We start from the raw sequence: 17,113 nt of genomic DNA on the forward strand, positions 1-17,113 counted from the left end.
AGGATCATTTCCCCATCACATCCTCTTCGACGCGCATGCCGCCGACCACGCCCAGCGATTTCAGCTTGCGGTGCAGCGCCGAGCGCTCCATGCCGACGAATTGCGCCGTGCGGCTGATATTGCCGCCAAAGCGGTTGATCTGCGCCAGCAGGTATTCGCGCTCGAACAGCTCGCGCGCCTCGCGCAGCGCAAGGCTGGTGATCTGCGGGCCCAGCGCCAGGGCCTCGCCACCGCCACCACCCGCGCCCTGCGCCTCAAGCTCCGAGGGCTGGATCGGCCCGATGCCGTCGCCAAGGATCAGCACGCGTTCGATCACGTTGCGCAGCTGGCGGATATTGCCGGGCCAGGACATGGCCTGCAGCGCAGCCACGGTTTCCTCGGGCAGCGCGCGCTGCGGCAGCCCTTGGGTCGCGTGGAACTGCTCGATGAAATAATCGGCCAGCTGCGAGATGTCGTCGCGCCGCTCGGCCAGCGAGGGCACCGCCACCGGCACCACGTTCAGCCGGTCATACAGCTCTTGCCGGAAGCGCCCCGAAGCGATCTCGACCGCCAGATCGCGGTTGGTCGAGGAAATCACCCGCAGGTCCACTCGCACCTTGTCGGTGCCGCCGGCGCGCTGAAACTGCTGTTCGGTCAGGACACGCAGGATCTTGGGCTGGGTGCCAAAGGGCATGTCGGCGACCTCGTCGAAATAGATCACCCCGCCATGCGCCTGCTCCAGAAGGCCCGGCTCGACCCCGCGCTCGGCGGTCTCGCGGCCAAACAGCACCTCTTCCATGTGATCGGGCTCGATGCTGGCGCAAGAGACGGTGATAAAGGGCGCGCGCCCGCGCGGGCTATGGGCATGGACATAGCGCGCCGCCATTTCCTTGCCCGCCCCCGGCTCGCCGGTCAGCATCACGCGGCCGTTCGATTTCGACACCTTGTCGAGCTGTTCTCGCAGGCGCCGGAACGGGGCGGAATTGCCCAGCATCTCGGCCGCGCGAGCCTCGCCGCGTTTCAGGGTCGAGTTCTCGCGCCGCAGCCGCGAGGTCTCCATGGCGCGGCGGATCACCACCAGCAACTGGTCGATATTGAAGGGCTTTTCGATAAAGTCATAGGCGCCCTGCTTGATCGCCGCGACCGCGATCTCGATATTGCCATGACCCGAGATGATGACCACCGGCACATCGGGATTGTTGCGCTTGACCTGCTTGAGGATGTCGATCCCGTCCATCTTGCTGTCCTTCAGCCAGATATCGAGGATCATCAGCGCCGGTTCGGCGATGTTCAATTCGGCCACCGCCTGATCGGAATTGGCGGCCAGCCGGGTCGAATACCCCTCATCGCGCAGGATGTCGGCGATCAGTTCGCGAATGTCCTTTTCGTCATCGACAATCAGAATATCTGTCATTTTACTGGATCCTGCTCATGTTTCTGGCGCCGGGCCGACAGGCGCACGGGCTGGCGTTCGCGGGGCAGCCGGATTTCGGCCATTGCGCCCCGCTGGTTCGGGGCGTCGGTCAGCGTGAAGCTGCCACCGTGTTCTTCGACGATCTTCTTGACGATGGGCAGGCCCAGACCGGTGCCGTGCTGTTTCATCGTCACATAGGGCTCGAACAGACGTGAGCGGTCCTCGGGCAGGCCGGGGCCGTTGTCGATGATGCGGATCGTCACCGCATCGGGGGCCGAGCGCATTTCGACGCGCACCTCGGGCTGCCAGCCCTCGGGCGGGGCGGGGCGCAGCTCGTCCAGCGCCTCGCCGGCATTCTTCAGCAGGTTGGTAAAGACCTGCATCATCATCCCAGCATCGGCATCGACGATCACCGGCTCGGCGGGAATATCGGCGACCAAGGCGCCTTGCAGGGCGTCGCGCTGCATCAGCTCGCTGTCGCGCAGGAGTTTGGCGATATCGGTTTCCTTGCGATCCGGCTCGGGCATGCGGGCAAAGCGAGAAAACTCATCAACAATGCGCCGCAAATCGTTGGTCTGACGGATGATTACCCCGGTCATCTGCTCCAGCGCCTCGGCGTCGTTTCCGGCGACGGGGCCGAATTTGCGCTTGATGCGCTCGGCCGACAGCTGGATCGGGGTCAGCGGGTTCTTGATCTCATGCGCGACGCGGCGGGCGACATCGCCCCATGCCGCCATGCGCTGCGCCGAGACCAGATCGGTCACATCATCCAGCGCCACCACATAGCCTTCCAGCCCGCCAGCGGTGCCGCGCCGGATCGCCATGCGCACCAGCAGGCTTTCCACCCGGCCCTCGCGGTTCAGGCGGATCTCGTCCTGCACCGATTCCGCAACCGACTGGTCCAGCCGGTCAAAGAGCGGCGCGAATTCCGGCACCGCCTCGGACAGCAGGCGGTCATGCGCCGTGGCCGGGTCCAGCCCCAGCAGCCGCGTCGCCGAGCGGTTCAGAAAGTCGATCTCGCCCGCCGCATCCAGCCCGATCACCCCCGCCGTCACCGAAGACAGCACGGAATCGAACAGCCGGCGCTGCTCATCCACAGCGCGATAGCTTTCGACCAGCTCGACGCGCTGCTGTTTCAACTGGCGCGTCATGCGGTTGAAGCTTTCGCCCAAAGTCTGGATCTCGTCGCCGGTATCGGGTTCGGGGATCTGCAGGTCCAGATTGCCCTTGCCCACCTGTTCCGAGGCTTCGGCCAGCCGCCCGATCGGCCGCGACAGACGGTCGGCGAACCACAGGCCCAGCCACATCGCCCCCGCCACCAACAGCAGCGCAAAACCCAGATACAGCGCCGAAAATTCCAGAAGCACCCGGCCTCGTTCGCTTTCAAGCCGCTGGTATTCGCCGACCGATTGCCGGGTGTCGTCCAAAAGGCCCAGCAGCTTGCCGTCCACGTCGCGGGTCACATACAGATAGCGGTCCGCCAGCGGGCTCAGCGGCACCAGGGCGCGGAATTCGTTGTTCTGCCAGTCCTGGATCAGCACCAACCCCTCGGCGCGGGATTGGTCGAATTCGTCGGCACTGGGTTTTTCATACCAGAACTGATAGCTGCGCTCACCCCGCGCGCGGATATTGCCGCGCCCGTCGATGACATAGGCCTCGCGCAGACCGCGCTGGATCTGCGACTGATATTGCCCCAGAAGCAGGCGGAATTCGCCATCATCCAACATCGGCTTTTGCCGCGCCGCCTGAATCAGCACACCCGCCAGCAGCTTGGCGTCATTGGTCAGGTCGCGGCGGTGTTCCTCCTGATAGGCCTCGGCGGCGGCCAGAGAACTGGTCACCACCTGCTGCACCCGGTTCGAGAACCAGCCCTCCAACCCGATGTTCAGCGTCAGCCCCGCGAACAGCGCCACCAGCACCGTCGGAACCAGGGCGATGGTGGCAAAGACGCCGACCAGCCGCAGGTGCAGCCGCGATCCGGCGGCCGAATTGCGCCGCGCCGCGACGATGCGCACCATACGCGCCACCACCAGCCCGGTCAGCGTGATCAGGTAAAGCAGGTCCGCCAGCAGCACCAGCCGCAACAGGCTGCGACCATAGGTGGCGCCGGCAAAGGGGCCCATCACGGCGAATGTCAGCGCCGCCAGCACCGGGCCCAGCACGGCCAGCCCCAGCGTCCCCACATTGCGCCAAAAGCGCAGCCGCCGCATTCTTGCGACGCGTTGCCACGTGCCCCTGGACAGCGTTCCCGCCACTTTGCCCGACCTCACGGTTTCGCCGCTGTGCCGCGGCCTTTCTGTGGCCGTTGCGCGACTCTCGTGCGGCCATCTGTGGCCGTTTTACATCAGCTTGCGGCGCCTTGTCACTTCGATATTCAGATCGGTCAGCTTCTTGCGCAGGGTATTGCGGTTAATTCCCAGCAGATCGGCGCATCTCAGCTGATTGCCGCCGGTCGCGTCCAGCGCGATCTCCAGCAGCGGCTTCTCGATCTCGCGCAGGATGCGGTCGTAAAGGCCGGGCGGCGGCAGCTGGTCGCCATGCAGATCGAAATAGCGTTGCAGATGCATCTCGACCGATTGCGCCAGCCGGGCATTGGCCGGTTCGCTGATCGGCATGGCCGGCGCCATCGGCTCGGCCGAGGCCATGCCGGCGGGTGCGGCGGCAGGAGCCGCGGGACGGGCAGCGGGGGCTGCGGCGCTGGTCACGGGGGCTGCGACCGGCACCGATTCCGACAGGGCGGCACGGGCCTCGGCCTCGGTGATCTCGGTTCCGGCGGCGGTCAGGGCCAGCCGGCGCATCAGGTTTTCCAGCTCGCGCACATTGCCGGGAAAGGGATAGGCGCGGATCAGCGCGGTCGCGCCATCCGACAGGCTGCGCGCTGGCAACCCCTGCGAGGCCGCGCGCGCCAGAAGATGCCGGGCCAGCGGCGGGATGTCATCCACGCGCGAACGCAGCGGCGGCACGGTGATCGTCACCCCCGCCAGCCGGTAATACAGATCCGCCCGCAGCCGGCCGGCCGCGACATCGGCCTGCGGCTCGGGGCCGGTGGTCGAAACCAGCCGCGGCATCTGGTTGCGGCCGGGACCGACCTCCCATGCCTCGATCAGCCCGATCAGCCGGGCCTGCGCCGCCGCGCCAAAGCCCGCCGGATCCTCGATCAGCAGCGTGCCGCCCGCCGCGCGCTCGCCGGCGCGGGCAATCGCCTCTTCGGACAGATCGGCCGAGGTCAGGACGGCAAAGCCCGCATCGCGCCGGTCCGACAGGTCGTGGAACGAACGCGCAACCACGGTCTTGCCCACCCCCGCCTCGCCCGCGATCATCACCGGCAGGTCGGCGTTCAGGACGCGGGCCACCATGCGGAACAGGTTCTGCATCGCCGGCGCATGGCCGATCAGCGGCAGCGCCGGATCGGCGACATTCTCGGGCGAAGGGATGGCCAGCGGCGCCGGTTCGGATTTGCGCACGCGCCGCGACAGCGCCTGCCCCGCGCGCACCATCAGGTCGGGCAGGTCAAAGGGTTTGGGCAGGTAGTCGAAGGCCGCGGCCTCGGTCGCGCGGATGGCGGTGACGATGGTATTTTGCGCCGAAATCACGATCACCGGCAGGTCGGGCCGGGCCTTGCGGATCGCCGGGATCATGTCGATGCCATTGCCGTCGGGCATCATCACATCGGTGATGACCAGATCGCCCCGGCCCTCCTCGACCCAGCGCAGAAGCTGCGCCAGCGAGCCGGTGGCATGGACCCGGCAGCCGGCGCGGGTCAGGGCCTGGGTCAAGACCGTGCGGATGGTGCGGTCGTCGTCAGCAATCAGAACGGTGCCGTCCATGGGGAAACCTCAGGCTTTGGGAAGGGAGATGCGGAAAACGGTGCGGCCGGGGCGGGACTCCAGCCCGATCCAGGCGCCGTGGTCGGTGATGATCTTGGAAACCAGCGCCAACCCAAGGCCGGTGCCGTTCTCGCGCCCCGAAACGAAGGGCTCAAAGACCTGATCGGCGATGGCCTCGGGGATGCCGGGGCCGTCGTCCTCGATTTCGATCTGCAAGGGCAGGCTGCGGCCCTGCGGCTCGGCCTCGGTCGGCGCCAGTCGCAGGGTGCCGTCGTAAAAGCTGCGGATGCGGATCGAGCCGGTCTCGCGGCCCGCGCGGCGGATCGCCTCGGCGGCGTTCTTGACCAGATTCAGGCAGACCTGCACCATCTGGTCGCTGTCAGCCAGCGCCGGCGGCAGCGAGGGGTCGTAATCGGGCACGATCTTCAGCCCCTTGCCAAACCCCACAAGGGCCGAGCGGCGCACGCGTTCCAGCACGTCATGCACATTCACCTCGGTCAGCTTGGGGGCCGAGGTGTCGCCAAAGCGCTCCACCTGATCCAGCAATTCGACGATGCGGCGCGATTCCGCCACGATCAGATCGGCCAGATCGCGGTCCTCGGGGGCCAGATTCATACCGATCAGCTGCGCCGCGCCGCGAATGCCGGCCAGCGGGTTCTTGATCTCATGCGCCAGCATCTCGGCCATGCCGATGGCCGAGCGCGCGGCCGAACGCACCGCCCGCCCCTGCCCCAGCCGGCCACCGCTTTCCGAGGGTGCGATCAGCAGGACGACGCCGCCTTCGGGGCTGGGCACGGCGCCGGCATGGACGCTGGCGAGCCGCGCCGAATAGCCGCCCAGCCCGTCGCCGATCTCGAAGCGGACCCCGGCATGGTTCAGCGCATCATGCCCCTCGCGCACGCGGTCGAGGATATCGGCCAAGGGCGGCACCACGCGCAGCCGCTTGTGCATTTCGGGGCTCTCGATGCTTTGGCCGATGGCCGAGCGGCGCGAGACATTCAGAAATGCCTCGGCCAGATCGTTCAGCCCGGCGATGCGGCCCTCGCTGTCCACGATCACCGCCGGCAGCGGCAGCGCCGACCAGTTCGGACCGACCTCGGCGGGCACGAATTGCGCGGCGGCGCCAGAGAGCGCCTTGGGCCGGATCGCGGGCCGGGACGGGGTGCGAAATCTCATGCCCCGGCCCCCGTGGGCGCGGCATCGGCAAAGCCCGCGCGGATCGCGGCATGGGTGGCGGTGGCATCGGGCGCGCGCAACAACTCGGCCCGGTTCGGCGCGCCATTCGCCTCGGCATACCAGCCCAGATGCTTGCGCGCGACGCGCAGGCCCAGCTCGCGCCCGTAAAGCGACAGGATGTCGTCGTAATGTTCGGCCACGGCATCGGCCAGCCGCGCGCCCTGCGGCACATCCGGGCGCGGCGTCCCCCAAAGCTCATGTGCGATCAGCGCCAGCTTCCACGGCGCCCCCTGTGCGCCGCGTCCGACCATCACCGCATCGGCGCCCGATTGCGCCAGCGCCAGCCGCGCCGAGGCCGCATCGACCACATCGCCGTTGGCAACCAGCGGCGGCCGGCCCGACAGGTTCGCCACCGCGCCAATCCGGTGCCAATCGGCCTGCCCGGTATAGAATTGCGCCCGGGTGCGACCATGCACGGTCAGCATGCGCACGCCGGCAGCAGCGGCCCGCACAGCGAGTTCCGGCGCATTGATGCAATCGCCGTCCCAGCCCAGCCGCATCTTCAACGTCACCGGCAGATCGGGCACGGCGGCGATCACCGCCTCGATCAGCCCCAGCGCATGATCCAGATCGCGCATCAGCGCGGCGCCCGACAGCCCGCCCGTCACCTTCTTGGCCGGGCAGCCCATGTTGATGTCGATGATCCGCGCGCCCATGCCGGCGACGATGCGCGCGGTTTCGGCCATGGCCCCGGCCTCGCGCCCAGCGATCTGCACACTGACCGGCAGGCTGCCCTCGGTCAGGGCCTTGGCGCGCACGGCGGCGCGAGTCGACGGGCGCGGCGTCACCATCTCGGTCGAGGCGACCATCTCGCTGACCATCAGCCCGGCGCCGCCATGGCGGGCCACGGCGCGGCGGAACGGCAGATCGGTGATTCCGGCCATCGGCGCCAGAAAAACCGGGGGGCCAAGTCGCGTTTCGCCAAGAAGGATCGGTTCGGGCAGGGTCATGATGGAACTCGTAGGACGCGGCGCGGGAATGCGAAAGAATGCAGCGGCTGCCCACTGTGCGGGCTTTCGCCTCATCGTTGCATATGCCTATTTTTGATGCTTGCTGCCTAAATAGAGCGCAGGACTTGGCTCGTCAAATGTCGCAGCAATGCCTTGCTCCCGTCGCAGCTTCACTAGCGTTGCCCGGCGAGTGCGATTAACTGGCCAGACAAGCAGAGCAAAGAGGCGCGCCATGTTTTTGTCGGTCTTCGACATATTCAAGATCGGGGTGGGTCCGTCCTCCTCGCATACGATGGGGCCGATGGTCGCGGGTGGCCGGTTCCTCGACGCGCTGCGCGCGCAGCCTTTCCGCGCGCATGGCCTGCGCGCCAGCCTGCACGGCAGTCTGGCCTTTACCGGCAAGGGCCATGCCACCGACCGCGCCACGATCCTTGGTTTGGCCGGGTTTTTGCCCGAAACCATGGAGGCCGAGGCGGCTGAGGCGGTGCTGGCCGCCAATCGCGAAAGCCATGTGCTGACCCCGGCCGGGCTGGGCGAGATGGCCTTTGACCCCGAGCGCGACCTGATCTTTGATTTCGACCGCGCGCTGCCCGGCCATGCCAATGGTATGGTGCTGATGGCGACCGACGCGCAGGGCGACGTGATCTTTCACGAGACCTATTACTCGATCGGCGGCGGCTTCGTGATGACCGAGGCCGAGCTGGCCGCCAAGGGCGACGATACCCGCTCGGACGACGCGCCCAAGGTGCCCTACCCCTTTGCCAATGCCGCCGAAATGCTGGCCATGGCCGAAAAATCGGGCAAATCCATCGCCGCGATGAAGCGCGAGAACGAGCGCGCCTACCGCAGCGATGCGCAGATTTCCAGCGGGATCAAGCGGATCTGGCAGGTCATGCGCGACTGCATGGACCGTGGCCTTGCCACCGGCGGCACCCTGCCTGGCGGTCTGTCGATCCGCCGCCGCGCCTCGGGCATCCATGAGGCCTTGAAGGCCGAGGCCGGCATGAACCAGACCGCGCCGCATGTGATCAACGACTGGATGTCGATCTACGCCATGGCGGTGAACGAGGAAAACGCCGCCGGCGGTCAGGTCGTCACCGCACCGACCAATGGCGCGGCGGGCGTGGTGCCGGCGGTGATCCGCTATTGGCTGGACCATGTGCCCGGCGCCTCCGAGCGCCAGCTGGACGACTTTCTGCTGACGGCTTCGGCCATCGGCGGGCTGATCAAGCACAATGCCAGCATCTCGGGTGCGGAATGCGGCTGTCAGGCCGAGGTGGGTTCGGCCAGCGCCATGGCTGCGGCCGGTCTGTGCGCCGTGATGGGCGGCACGCCCGAACAGGTGGAAAACGCCGCCGAAATCGCACTGGAACATCACCTTGGCATGACCTGCGACCCGGTGCGCGGTCTGGTGCAGGTGCCCTGCATCGAGCGCAACGGTCTGGGCGCGATCAAGGCGGTCTCGGCCGCCAGCCTTGCCTTGCGCGGCGACGGCCAGCATTTCGTGCCTCTGGATGCCGCCATCGAGACCATGCGCCAGACTGGCCGCGACATGTCCGAGAAATACAAGGAAACCTCGCTGGGCGGCCTTGCCGTCAACGTGCCGAACTGCTGAACCCCTGCGGCGCAGGCCCCGCGCCTGCGCCGATGTTTGCTCAGCGGTCACAGACCGGCCCTGTCCTGCCGGCGGACGCTTGCCGAAGGCGGGGGGTTCCTGTAGCCAATATGCATAAGGAAAACCCCAAGGAACCGGGACAGAGCAGATGAAAATCCGTTCGGCGCTAGCCGTGCTGTCAATGACGGTGGCCCTTACCGCATGCGGTGAGCTGCCCTTTCTAAAATCCACCGAGGCGCCTGCCGCGCCCGAGGCACCGGCGACCCATGCCGGCCCGCCGGCCGTCTCGCCGCTGGAGCAGCCGATCGAGACCGGCAGCGAAAACGTTCCCGTCGCCATGGCCGAGGCCAGCACGCTGGGCACCGCCATGTTCCGCGCCGTCGGTGCCGGCTGGACGGTGACCGCCGCCGACAAGACCGCCGTCTATGAACGCAGCGGCCAGAAATCGGTCGGCGTCACCGTGCGCCGCATGACCTATGCCAAGGGCGTCGAATTCATTGGCACCATGAACGGCAGCGTGTTCTCGCTGAACGTGCGCGCGCAAAGCTGCGAGGCCGGTGGCAGCACCGCGCCCTTCACCGCGCGGCTCAAGGTCGGCGGCCAGACCCTGACCGGCTGCGCCACGCCGACCGACAGCATGCCCAAGGCGCAGGTCAAGGCCTCGTCGGCGACGCCGAAGCCGAAGGCCACCGCCAAGCCGGCCGCGACCAAGCCTGTGGCGCCGGCCAGCAAACCGGCAGCGGCGAGCACGACTACGACCGCCCCGGCGACCAGCACGGCTCCGGCCACGACCATCCCGGCAAGCCCGACCACGTCTCCGACCCCGGCGACCGAGACCCCGGCCACCACGACCCCGGTGATCACCGCGCCCGCCAACCCGGCACCCGAGACGCCCGCAGCGATCCCGGCGCCGCTGAACGAGCCCGCCGCCCCGGCCGCCGTGCTGCCGCCCGCTGCGGCCGCAGCCACCCAGCCGGCCGCGTCCTCGACCGCGCCGGCGGAAACGGCCCCGGCCAGCACCGGCGCAAGCCAGTAACCCTCGCCCGGCCCGCGCCCCCTCGGCGCGGGCCTCACGACGCAGCCCGACCTGCGGGCCCAAGACCTGAGAGAGACCGCCGATGCGCGCCCATCCCTCCCTGACCCGCCGCCTGCTGGCCTCGACCGTGCCGGCCGCGCTGCTGCTGAGCCTTGGTGCGACACCCGCGCGCACCGATCCGCTGATCGGCGATGTGATGAACAGCTATGGCCTTGCCGGCGCGGTGGAGACACCAACCGCCGAGATGCTGCCCGATGGCACACTGGGGGGCACGGTCTCTTATACCGAACTGGGGCGGCGGCACGATCTGGTGTTCCAGCTGCATCCGCGCATCACCACCGCGCTGCGCTATTCGCGCGTGCCCGGCATCAACGATCACAACGATCTGGGCCATATCTGGGACCGCAGCTTCGATATCCGCGTGCAGGCGCTGGAGGAACGCGGCTGGCAACCGGCGGTTTCGATCGGGCTGCAGGACTTCATGGGCACCGGGGTCTATTCCGGCGAATATATCGTCGCCACCAAGACGCTGACCCCGCGCCTGCGTGCCACCATCGGCCTTGGCTGGGGCCGTCTGGCCGGCGAACAGCGCGATCTGGACGCCGATGACGAAGGCGGCAAGCCCAATGTCGGCGACTGGTTCACCGGCTCGGCCAAGCCCTTCGGCTCGGTCACCTGGCAGGCCACCGACAAGCTGCGGTTGGTCGCCGAATATTCGAATGACAAATATACCCGCGAGACTGCCTCGGGGGAAAAGGACGCGCCGGGCAAGCATATCAACCTTGGCGCCTATTACGTCTTCAACCCGCAATATCAGGTCGGCGTCTATGCGCTGGGCGGCGATATCATCGGCGCGCAATTCAGCTTTGCGCTGAACCCGCGCAACGCGCCCTTCCCTTCGGGGCTGGAAAAGGCCCCGGCGCCGGTGCGCCCGCGCCCGGCCCCGGCAGCCGATCCGGACGGCTGGTCCGGCGCGTGGTCGGCCGATCCGTCGGCACAGCCCGCAATCCAGACCGTGCTGGCCAAGGCGCTGGCCGACGAGGGCCAGAAGCTCAGCGCGATGTCGCTCTCGACCAATCGCGCCGAGGTCCGCATCCAGAACGACCGCTATATCCAGCAACCCGAGGCGATCGGCCGCACTGCCCGGCTGATGACCCGCGCTTTGCCGCCCTCGGTCGATACTTTCGTCATCACCTCGATGCGCGACGGCATGGCCACCTCGTCGGTGACGCTGCGCCGCGCCGATGTCGAGCGGCTGGAAAATACCGAGGCCGGCAAGATTGCCGCCGTGGCCCAGATCTCGGACGCCGATCCGCGCCCGGGCAACCTGCTGGCCAGTGCCGATCCCTCGCCGCGCTTCAAATGGCGGCTCGGCCCCTATCTGGAACTCGGCGTCTTCGACCCGCAGGATCCGCTGCGCTACGAAGTCGGCGCCGAGCTGAAGGCCAGCTATGAATTCGGTCCCGGGCTGGTGCTGTCAGGCCGGGTGCGCCAGCGCGCCTTCGGCAGCCTCGAACAGCGCGGGCCGGGCATCCCCGGCGAACGCGGCGAGCATTACACGCCCGAGGAATATCTCGCCAATCCAGCGAACGAATACATGGACGGCGTGCCGCGCGTGCGCTCGGATACGCGCATGTATACCGGCAATCACAGCCCGACCGTGCCCGAACTGACGCTGGCCTGGTATGCGCAGCCGGCAAGCTCGGTCTACAGCCGGGTCACGGTCGGCCTACTGGAACGCGCCTATGGCGGTGTCTCGGGCGAACTGCTGTGGAAACCGGCGGATTCGGCTCTGGGCCTCGGGGTCGAGATCGACCGGGTGCGCAAGCGCGACTTCGAAGATGCCTTCAAATTCCGCGACTATGAGGTCACGACCGGTTTCGTCTCGGTCTATTACGAACTCGCCCAAGGCTATACCGCGCAGCTCGACGTCGGCAAATATCTCGCCGGCGACAAGGGCGCGACCATCTCGCTGACGCGCGAATTCGCCAATGGCTGGCGCGTGGGCGCCTATGCCACCAAGACCGATCTCAGCGCCGAGAAATTCGGTGAGGGCTCGTTCGACAAGGGCATCACCGTGTCGATCCCGATCGGCTGGGCGACCGGCACGCCGACGCGCGACCGCGCCACCGCCGATCTGGGCTCGCTGTCGCGTGACGGCGGCGCCAAGGTCGATGTGCAGGGCCGGCTCTACGACAAGGTGCGCGACGCCCAATCCGTCAAACTTAACCAAGGCTGGGGGAGGTTCTGGCGATGATCGGAACGACAAGCCGCGCCGCCCTCGCGGTGGCGCTGATCGCCGGGCTGAGCGCCTGCGGCAACGACGACAGCGGGCGCGAGGCCAATCCTTTGCTGATCGCCGCCAAAAGCGCCGCCCAGACCGCGACCCGCATCCGCGGTGCCGGCAAGCCGCAGCAGACCGCCGCCCCGCGCACGCCCGAGCAGATGGCGACCGAGGCGCTGCGCGTCAATCCCGGCCCGCTGATCCTCGTCGGCTTCGAATCGCTTGGCCGCAATCAGGTCATGGCCATGACCGGCCAGAACGGCAGCACGCGCACCTATATGACCCCCTCGGAAGAGGCGCTGATCCTGCGCAATGGCATGGTGATCGGCACGCGCGGCCTCGGCAATGACCTCTCGGTCGCCGAATCCGGCACCGAGGCGCTGATCCATGCCGGCCGCAGCGGCCAGGCGCGGCGTGTCATGCGCTATTTCTCTGGCGATGGGCTGGAACGGCCGCTGGAGTTCGATTGCAGCACCGCCCCGGGCCCCAAACCCGGCGTGGTGGTCGAAAGCTGCTCGGGCCATGGCGCCAAATTCCAGAACAACTACCTGCCGCAAGGCGGCCAGATCCCGGTATCGCGGCAATGGCTGGGGCCCAAGCTGGGCTATGTCACCTTGCAAGTCTTGCGCCCCTGACCCGCGGGCAAGCCGCCAAGGACAAGGGCCGATCCCGGCGGGGGTCGGCCCTTTTTCTATGACCAGATGGATCCGCAGCCCCTGCCGCCTTCTTTCGTGCTGAAATATCCCGGGGTCCGGGGCAGCGCCCCGGTCCTGCCCGTGCCAGCCAGACCGGCAAAAGGAAAGGGGCTGACCCATTGGGCCAGCCCCCTGATCGATACGGAACTTGCGCCCCGTAAAGATATCAGCTGTCGTCGTTGTCCGAAGCCACGGCGGCGATGACGCCCAGCAGCAGCAGAGCCGGAACGACGAGGCCAGCGTTCGACGAAGCGGGCTTCTCGTCGACAACAACCGGCTCCACGTCCACGACGGGGGCGACATAGCCGCCGGCCAGAGCCGACGAAGCCGTCAGGCCGAGGGCCAGGGCGAAGGTAGCGAATTTGGTCATGATCATGCTCCGTTCAGTACTTTGAAGGCTGCCGTTCCCAGCAGCATCCAAGGGACAGTCGCATAAAGCCAATGGCTTGGAAAGCGGTCTTGACGGAGCGCCTTTCCGCGTTGCCCGCGACTGTTGCATATTAGCCAACACCCGCTCCGATGCGCGGCAAGCCGCCGGCCCATGCGCCAATCCCTGCCACATGCCTATCCCGCCAACGTGCAGGTCATTTCCGGTAAAGGGTCAAAAAAACAACATAAAATACCGCAGAAATCGCGACAATCGATGGCCCGGCCGGCGTATCCAGCCGCAAGCTGGCCCAAAGTCCGCCCATGACCGACAGCGCTCCGATCAGCGTGGCGGAACCTGCCATCTGCTCGGGCGTTTTGGCTATCGCACGCGCCGCCGCAGCCGGCACGATCAGCATGGCCGAGATCAGCAAGGCCCCCACGATACGAATCGCGATGGCCACGGTGATCGCCACGGTCAGCGACAGGATCAGCCGCTCGACGCCCGGATCGATTCCCGAGGCCAGCGCCAGCTCTTCGTTGACCGAGGCCGTCACCAGCCGCTGCCAGCGCCAGATCAGCACCCCCAGCACCACCACCGCCCCGCCCCAGATCCAGCCCAGATCGCCCTTGCTGACCGCAAGGATGTCGCCAAACAGGAACGCATCCAGATTGACCCGCAGCGCGGGGATGAAGCTGGCCGCCAGCAAGCCCACCGCCAGCGCCGAATGCGCGATCACGCCCAGCACCGTGTCCATGCCCTGCCCCCGCCCGGTCAGCCATGCCACGGCCAGCGCCATGGCGACCGCGACCAGTCCGGTGCCAAGGTAAAAGGGCATGGCAAAGGCAAAGCTCAGCGCCACGCCCAGAATCGCCGCATGCGAGGTGGAATCACCGAAATAGGCCATGCGCCGCCACACCACGAAAGAGCCCAGCGGCCCCGTCGCCAGCACAAGGCCCAGCCCGGCCAGCAGGGCGCGGGTCATGAAATCGTCCAGCATCGGGAATCCTCAGGCGTGATGGTGATGGGCGCAATCGGGCCCGTGCACATGGTCGGCCACGTGATCGTGGTCGTGATCGTGGTGATGGCGATACAGCGCCAGCGTGCCCTGCGACTCGGCGCCGAACAGCGCCCGATAGGCCGGGGCGGCGCTGACCACCTGTGGCGTGCCCTCGCAGCAGATATGCCCGTTCAGGCAGATCACCCGGTCCGAGGCCCGCATCACTACCAGCAGATCATGGCTGACCATCAGGACGGCGGCGCCGGTCTCGGCGCGGACCTCCTCGATCAGCTTGTAAAAGGCGATGATGCCGGGTTGGTCCAGGCCCTGCGTCGGCTCGTCCAGCACTAGAAGCTGCGGATGGTTCAGCAGCGCCCGCGCCAGCAGGACGCGCTGGAACTGCCCGCCCGACAGGGCCGCGATCTGCCGCCCCTCCAGCCCCGGCACGCCGGTGCGCTCCAGCACGGCCGCCGCCTGGGCGTCGCTGACCCGCAGCGGCAGCGACAGGAAACGGCGCACGGTCATCGGCATCGCCCGCTCGATATGCACGCGCTGCGGCACATAGCCGATGCGCAGCCCGGCCAGCCGCTCGACCCGCCCCGAGGCCAGCTTGACCTGCCCCAGGAGCGCCCGCACCAGCGTCGACTTACCCGAGCCGTTCGGGCCGACCACGGTCACGATTTCGGCCGGGTCGATGCGCAGGTCGATATGCGACAGCACCGGCTGATCGGCACCGGCATGGCGCACGCTCAGATCGCTGGCCCGGATCAGCGCGCCGCTCATGCCCCGGCCTCCGCACAGCGGGCACACAGGCCCAAAAGCTCGATGGTGCTGCGTTCCACGGCAAAGCCCGACTCGGCACCCAGATCATGGATGGCGGCGCGCAGCGCGCTGCTTTCGGCCTCGGCCACCTGTTCACAGGACCGGCAGATCAGGAAGGCCGGCGAATGGTCGCGCTGTTCCGACAGGCAGGCGGCATAGGCGTTCAGGCGCCGCACGCGATGGGCAAAGCCGTGTTCGACCAGAAAATCCAGCGCGCGATAGGCCACCGGCGGCTGCTTGCCAAAGCCCTCGGCCGCGAGCCGGTCCAGAACGTCATAGGCGCCCATGGCGCGATGCGATTCCAGCAGGATCTCCAGCACGCGCCGGCGCACCGGGGTCAGCCGCACACCTTCGGCCCGCGCCTGCGCCTCGGCCCGGCTCAGCACGGTGGCAGCGCAATGCGCGTGATCATGGGCATGGAACGGATCCGGGGCGGGCGGGCTGTTCATGTTATACTATCACATTTTTCTTGACGCGTTACGGTATAACATAAATAAGCGGGGCGTTTCCGCAAGAGAGGCGCCATGATGCACACCCCCTTCCTTCGTCTGATCCTGACCGGCACTACCGCGCTGGCCCCAGCCCTTGCGCTGGCCAAGCCGCCCGCCGTGGTCACCGACATTCCTGCGGTGCAGGCCTTGGCCCAGCAGGTCATGGGCGATCTGGGCCAGCCGGGCGTGCTGATGGATCAGGGCGGCGACCCGCATCACTATCAGCTGCGCCCCAGTCAGGCGGCCAGCCTGCAGGATGCCGATCTGCTGGTCTGGATCGGCCCCGAGCTGACGCCCTGGCTGACCCGCAGCGCCGATTCGCTTGGCCCGGATCGCAGCCTGCCGCTGCTGGCGCAATCCGGCACCCATCTGCGCAGCTATGCTGGCAATGGCGACGAGGATCACGACCATGCCGAGGGCGACGGCCACGATCACGACCATGACGGCACCGATCCGCACGCTTGGCTGGACCCGCAGAACGGCGTGACATGGCTGAATGCGCTGGCCGGGGCGCTGGCGCAGCGCGACCCCGAGAATGCCGCCACCTATCAGGCCAATGCCGCCAAGGGCGTCGCCCAGATCGAGGCGCTGGACGCCACGCTGAAGGCGGAGCTGGCGCCGGTGCAGGGCAAGCCCTTCGTCGTCTTTCACGATGCCTATGGCTACTTCACCGCGCATTTCGGCCTGCCGCCGGCGGTCGCGGTCAGTCTGGGCGATGCCTCGACGCCCTCGGCGGCACGGCTGTCGCAGATCCGCGCGCAGATTCACGACAGCGGCGCCGTCTGTGCCTTTCCCGAGCGCAACCACGACGCCCGGCTGCTGGAGGCCGTGACCGAGGGCAGCAACCTGCGTCCGGGCGCGGCACTGGACCCCGAGGGCACCGCCGCCGAGCGCGGGGCCGGGCTTTACGCCGCCATTCTGCAGGGTCTTGCCACGACGCTGGTGGATTGCCTGTCGCAGGGCTGAGTTTCCGGCACCCTCCCACGGCCGGAACGGGCAGGCGCCAGCCAAGGCGCCTGCCCTGTTGCATTGCACGCAAGGGTCGAGAAACGCTTGGCGAATAATTCCTGACTATTTCCCTTTGACATCCCCGACGAAGTTTGTCAGGTTATGCTTACCGCGACAGACACCGCAACGAGGACATGGACATGACCGCGATCCGCCCCGCCGAATTCACGCGCCCCGGCGTCACTGCCCTGCAGCGCCTCCCCGAACATGATGCCGAGGTGTTGACCGCCGGCGGCAATCAGGCGCTGATCGTGCTGGGCGATCAGGTCTACAACCTGCGCATCACCCGCGCGGGCAAGCTGATCCTGACCAAGTAATCCCGATCGCGCCGCAGTCGCGGCCCCTTCTCTCTCATTCTCTCTCACGGACAAGACAAAGGGCGCGGTCGG

General features: G+C 67.5%; 15 protein-coding genes. 6 read left to right on the forward strand and 9 right to left on the reverse strand.

From position 1 onward, the window contains the following. Nucleotides 1-4: 4 nt before the first annotated feature. The 5 genes from ntrX to GL279_RS08200 form a co-directional block, all read right to left on the reverse strand. Nucleotides 5-1,393, reverse strand: coding sequence for a nitrogen assimilation response regulator NtrX (gene ntrX, locus GL279_RS08180; RefSeq protein WP_155064142.1), 1,389 nt, complete (start codon nucleotides 1,391-1,393; stop codon nucleotides 5-7). After that, nucleotides 1,390-3,603 (reverse strand): sensor histidine kinase NtrY-like, encoded by a 2,214-nt coding sequence (locus GL279_RS08185; protein WP_155064143.1) that lies wholly within the window; start codon nucleotides 3,601-3,603, stop codon nucleotides 1,390-1,392. The genes ntrX and GL279_RS08185 overlap by 4 nt, the downstream gene beginning before the upstream one ends. A 129-nt stretch (nucleotides 3,604-3,732) precedes the next feature. Next, nucleotides 3,733-5,220: a response regulator gene (locus tag GL279_RS08190; RefSeq protein WP_155064144.1), complete on the reverse strand. Its 1,488-nt coding sequence runs from the start codon at nucleotides 5,218-5,220 to the stop codon at nucleotides 3,733-3,735. A 9-nt stretch (nucleotides 5,221-5,229) separates the two neighbouring features. Next, complete coding sequence (locus tag GL279_RS08195) at nucleotides 5,230-6,396, reverse strand: two-component system sensor histidine kinase NtrB (protein WP_155064145.1); 1,167 nt, start codon at nucleotides 6,394-6,396, stop codon at nucleotides 5,230-5,232. Then, nucleotides 6,393-7,406 (reverse strand): tRNA dihydrouridine synthase, encoded by a 1,014-nt coding sequence (locus GL279_RS08200; protein ID WP_155064146.1) that lies wholly within the window; start codon nucleotides 7,404-7,406, stop codon nucleotides 6,393-6,395. Before GL279_RS08200 ends, GL279_RS08195 begins: the two co-directional genes overlap by 4 nt. Before the next feature lie 232 nt (nucleotides 7,407-7,638). Between GL279_RS08200 and GL279_RS08205 the strand changes: the two genes are divergently transcribed. The 4 genes from GL279_RS08205 to GL279_RS08220 all read left to right on the forward strand — a co-directional run bounded on the left by GL279_RS08205 (nucleotide 7,639) and on the right by GL279_RS08220 (nucleotide 12,976). Continuing rightward, the gene (locus GL279_RS08205; protein WP_155064147.1) at nucleotides 7,639-9,021 is read left to right on the forward strand and encodes an L-serine ammonia-lyase; all 1,383 of its coding nucleotides are present in this window, start codon (nucleotides 7,639-7,641) and stop codon (nucleotides 9,019-9,021) included. 148 nt (nucleotides 9,022-9,169) lie between these two features. Further along, nucleotides 9,170-10,057 (forward strand): hypothetical protein, encoded by an 888-nt coding sequence (locus GL279_RS08210; RefSeq protein WP_155064148.1) that lies wholly within the window; start codon nucleotides 9,170-9,172, stop codon nucleotides 10,055-10,057. An 82-nt stretch (nucleotides 10,058-10,139) separates the two neighbouring features. Continuing rightward, a complete protein-coding gene (locus GL279_RS08215; RefSeq protein WP_155064149.1) occupies nucleotides 10,140-12,314 on the forward strand; it encodes a YjbH domain-containing protein in 2,175 nt (724 codons plus the stop codon). After that, nucleotides 12,311-12,976 (forward strand): YjbF family lipoprotein, encoded by a 666-nt coding sequence (locus GL279_RS08220; protein ID WP_155064150.1) that lies wholly within the window; start codon nucleotides 12,311-12,313, stop codon nucleotides 12,974-12,976. Before GL279_RS08215 ends, GL279_RS08220 begins: the two co-directional genes overlap by 4 nt. 226 nt (nucleotides 12,977-13,202) lie before the next feature. Here GL279_RS08220 and GL279_RS08225 read toward each other — a convergent pair whose 3' ends face one another. The 4 genes from GL279_RS08225 to GL279_RS08240 form a co-directional block, all read right to left on the reverse strand. Beyond that, the gene (locus GL279_RS08225; RefSeq protein ID WP_425495601.1) at nucleotides 13,203-13,406 is read right to left on the reverse strand and encodes a hypothetical protein; all 204 of its coding nucleotides are present in this window, start codon (nucleotides 13,404-13,406) and stop codon (nucleotides 13,203-13,205) included. A gap of 214 nt (nucleotides 13,407-13,620) precedes the next feature. Continuing rightward, nucleotides 13,621-14,403, reverse strand: a complete 783-nt coding sequence (locus tag GL279_RS08230) for a metal ABC transporter permease (RefSeq protein ID WP_155064152.1) — start codon at nucleotides 14,401-14,403, stop codon at nucleotides 13,621-13,623. 9 nt (nucleotides 14,404-14,412) lie between these two features. Continuing rightward, the gene (locus GL279_RS08235; protein ID WP_155064153.1) at nucleotides 14,413-15,186 is read right to left on the reverse strand and encodes a metal ABC transporter ATP-binding protein; all 774 of its coding nucleotides are present in this window, start codon (nucleotides 15,184-15,186) and stop codon (nucleotides 14,413-14,415) included. After that, on the reverse strand, nucleotides 15,183-15,674 hold the full coding sequence (locus GL279_RS08240) for a Fur family transcriptional regulator (RefSeq protein ID WP_155064154.1): 492 nt from the start codon (nucleotides 15,672-15,674) through the stop codon (nucleotides 15,183-15,185). Before GL279_RS08240 ends, GL279_RS08235 begins: the two co-directional genes overlap by 4 nt. A 75-nt stretch (nucleotides 15,675-15,749) precedes the next feature. Here GL279_RS08240 and GL279_RS08245 point away from each other — a divergent pair, with 75 nt between their 5' ends. Then, nucleotides 15,750-16,682, forward strand: a complete 933-nt coding sequence (locus GL279_RS08245; RefSeq protein ID WP_343039747.1) for a zinc ABC transporter substrate-binding protein — start codon at nucleotides 15,750-15,752, stop codon at nucleotides 16,680-16,682. Between the two features lie 182 nt (nucleotides 16,683-16,864). Continuing rightward, nucleotides 16,865-17,041, forward strand: coding sequence for a hemin uptake protein HemP (gene hemP / locus GL279_RS08250; protein WP_155064155.1), 177 nt, complete (start codon nucleotides 16,865-16,867; stop codon nucleotides 17,039-17,041). Nucleotides 17,042-17,113: the final 72 nt, after the last annotated feature.

It is taken from the genome of Paracoccus limosus, assembly GCF_009711185.1.
Taxonomy (GTDB): domain Bacteria; phylum Pseudomonadota; class Alphaproteobacteria; order Rhodobacterales; family Rhodobacteraceae; genus Paracoccus; species Paracoccus limosus.

Bases quoted from the DNA above. Each gene is read 5' to 3' on its own strand.
- ntrX (WP_155064142.1), bottom strand. From the start codon at position 1,393: ATGACAGATATTCTGATTGTCGATGACGAAAAGGACATTCGCGAACTG.
- GL279_RS08185 (WP_155064143.1), bottom strand. From the start codon at position 3,603: ATGCGGCGGCTGCGCTTTTGGCGCAATGTGGGGACGCTGGGGCTGGCC.
- GL279_RS08190 (WP_155064144.1), bottom strand. From the start codon at position 5,220: ATGGACGGCACCGTTCTGATTGCTGACGACGACCGCACCATCCGCACG.
- GL279_RS08195 (WP_155064145.1), bottom strand. From the start codon at position 6,396: ATGAGATTTCGCACCCCGTCCCGGCCCGCGATCCGGCCCAAGGCGCTC.
- GL279_RS08200 (WP_155064146.1), bottom strand. From the start codon at position 7,406: ATGACCCTGCCCGAACCGATCCTTCTTGGCGAAACGCGACTTGGCCCC.
- GL279_RS08205 (WP_155064147.1), top strand. From the start codon at position 7,639: ATGTTTTTGTCGGTCTTCGACATATTCAAGATCGGGGTGGGTCCGTCC.
- GL279_RS08210 (WP_155064148.1), top strand. From the start codon at position 9,170: ATGAAAATCCGTTCGGCGCTAGCCGTGCTGTCAATGACGGTGGCCCTT.
- GL279_RS08215 (WP_155064149.1), top strand. From the start codon at position 10,140: ATGCGCGCCCATCCCTCCCTGACCCGCCGCCTGCTGGCCTCGACCGTG.
- GL279_RS08220 (WP_155064150.1), top strand. From the start codon at position 12,311: ATGATCGGAACGACAAGCCGCGCCGCCCTCGCGGTGGCGCTGATCGCC.
- GL279_RS08225 (WP_425495601.1), bottom strand. From the start codon at position 13,406: ATGACCAAATTCGCTACCTTCGCCCTGGCCCTCGGCCTGACGGCTTCG.
- GL279_RS08230 (WP_155064152.1), bottom strand. From the start codon at position 14,403: ATGCTGGACGATTTCATGACCCGCGCCCTGCTGGCCGGGCTGGGCCTT.
- GL279_RS08235 (WP_155064153.1), bottom strand. From the start codon at position 15,186: ATGAGCGGCGCGCTGATCCGGGCCAGCGATCTGAGCGTGCGCCATGCC.
- GL279_RS08240 (WP_155064154.1), bottom strand. From the start codon at position 15,674: ATGAACAGCCCGCCCGCCCCGGATCCGTTCCATGCCCATGATCACGCG.
- GL279_RS08245 (WP_343039747.1), top strand. From the start codon at position 15,750: ATGATGCACACCCCCTTCCTTCGTCTGATCCTGACCGGCACTACCGCG.
- hemP (WP_155064155.1), top strand. From the start codon at position 16,865: ATGACCGCGATCCGCCCCGCCGAATTCACGCGCCCCGGCGTCACTGCC.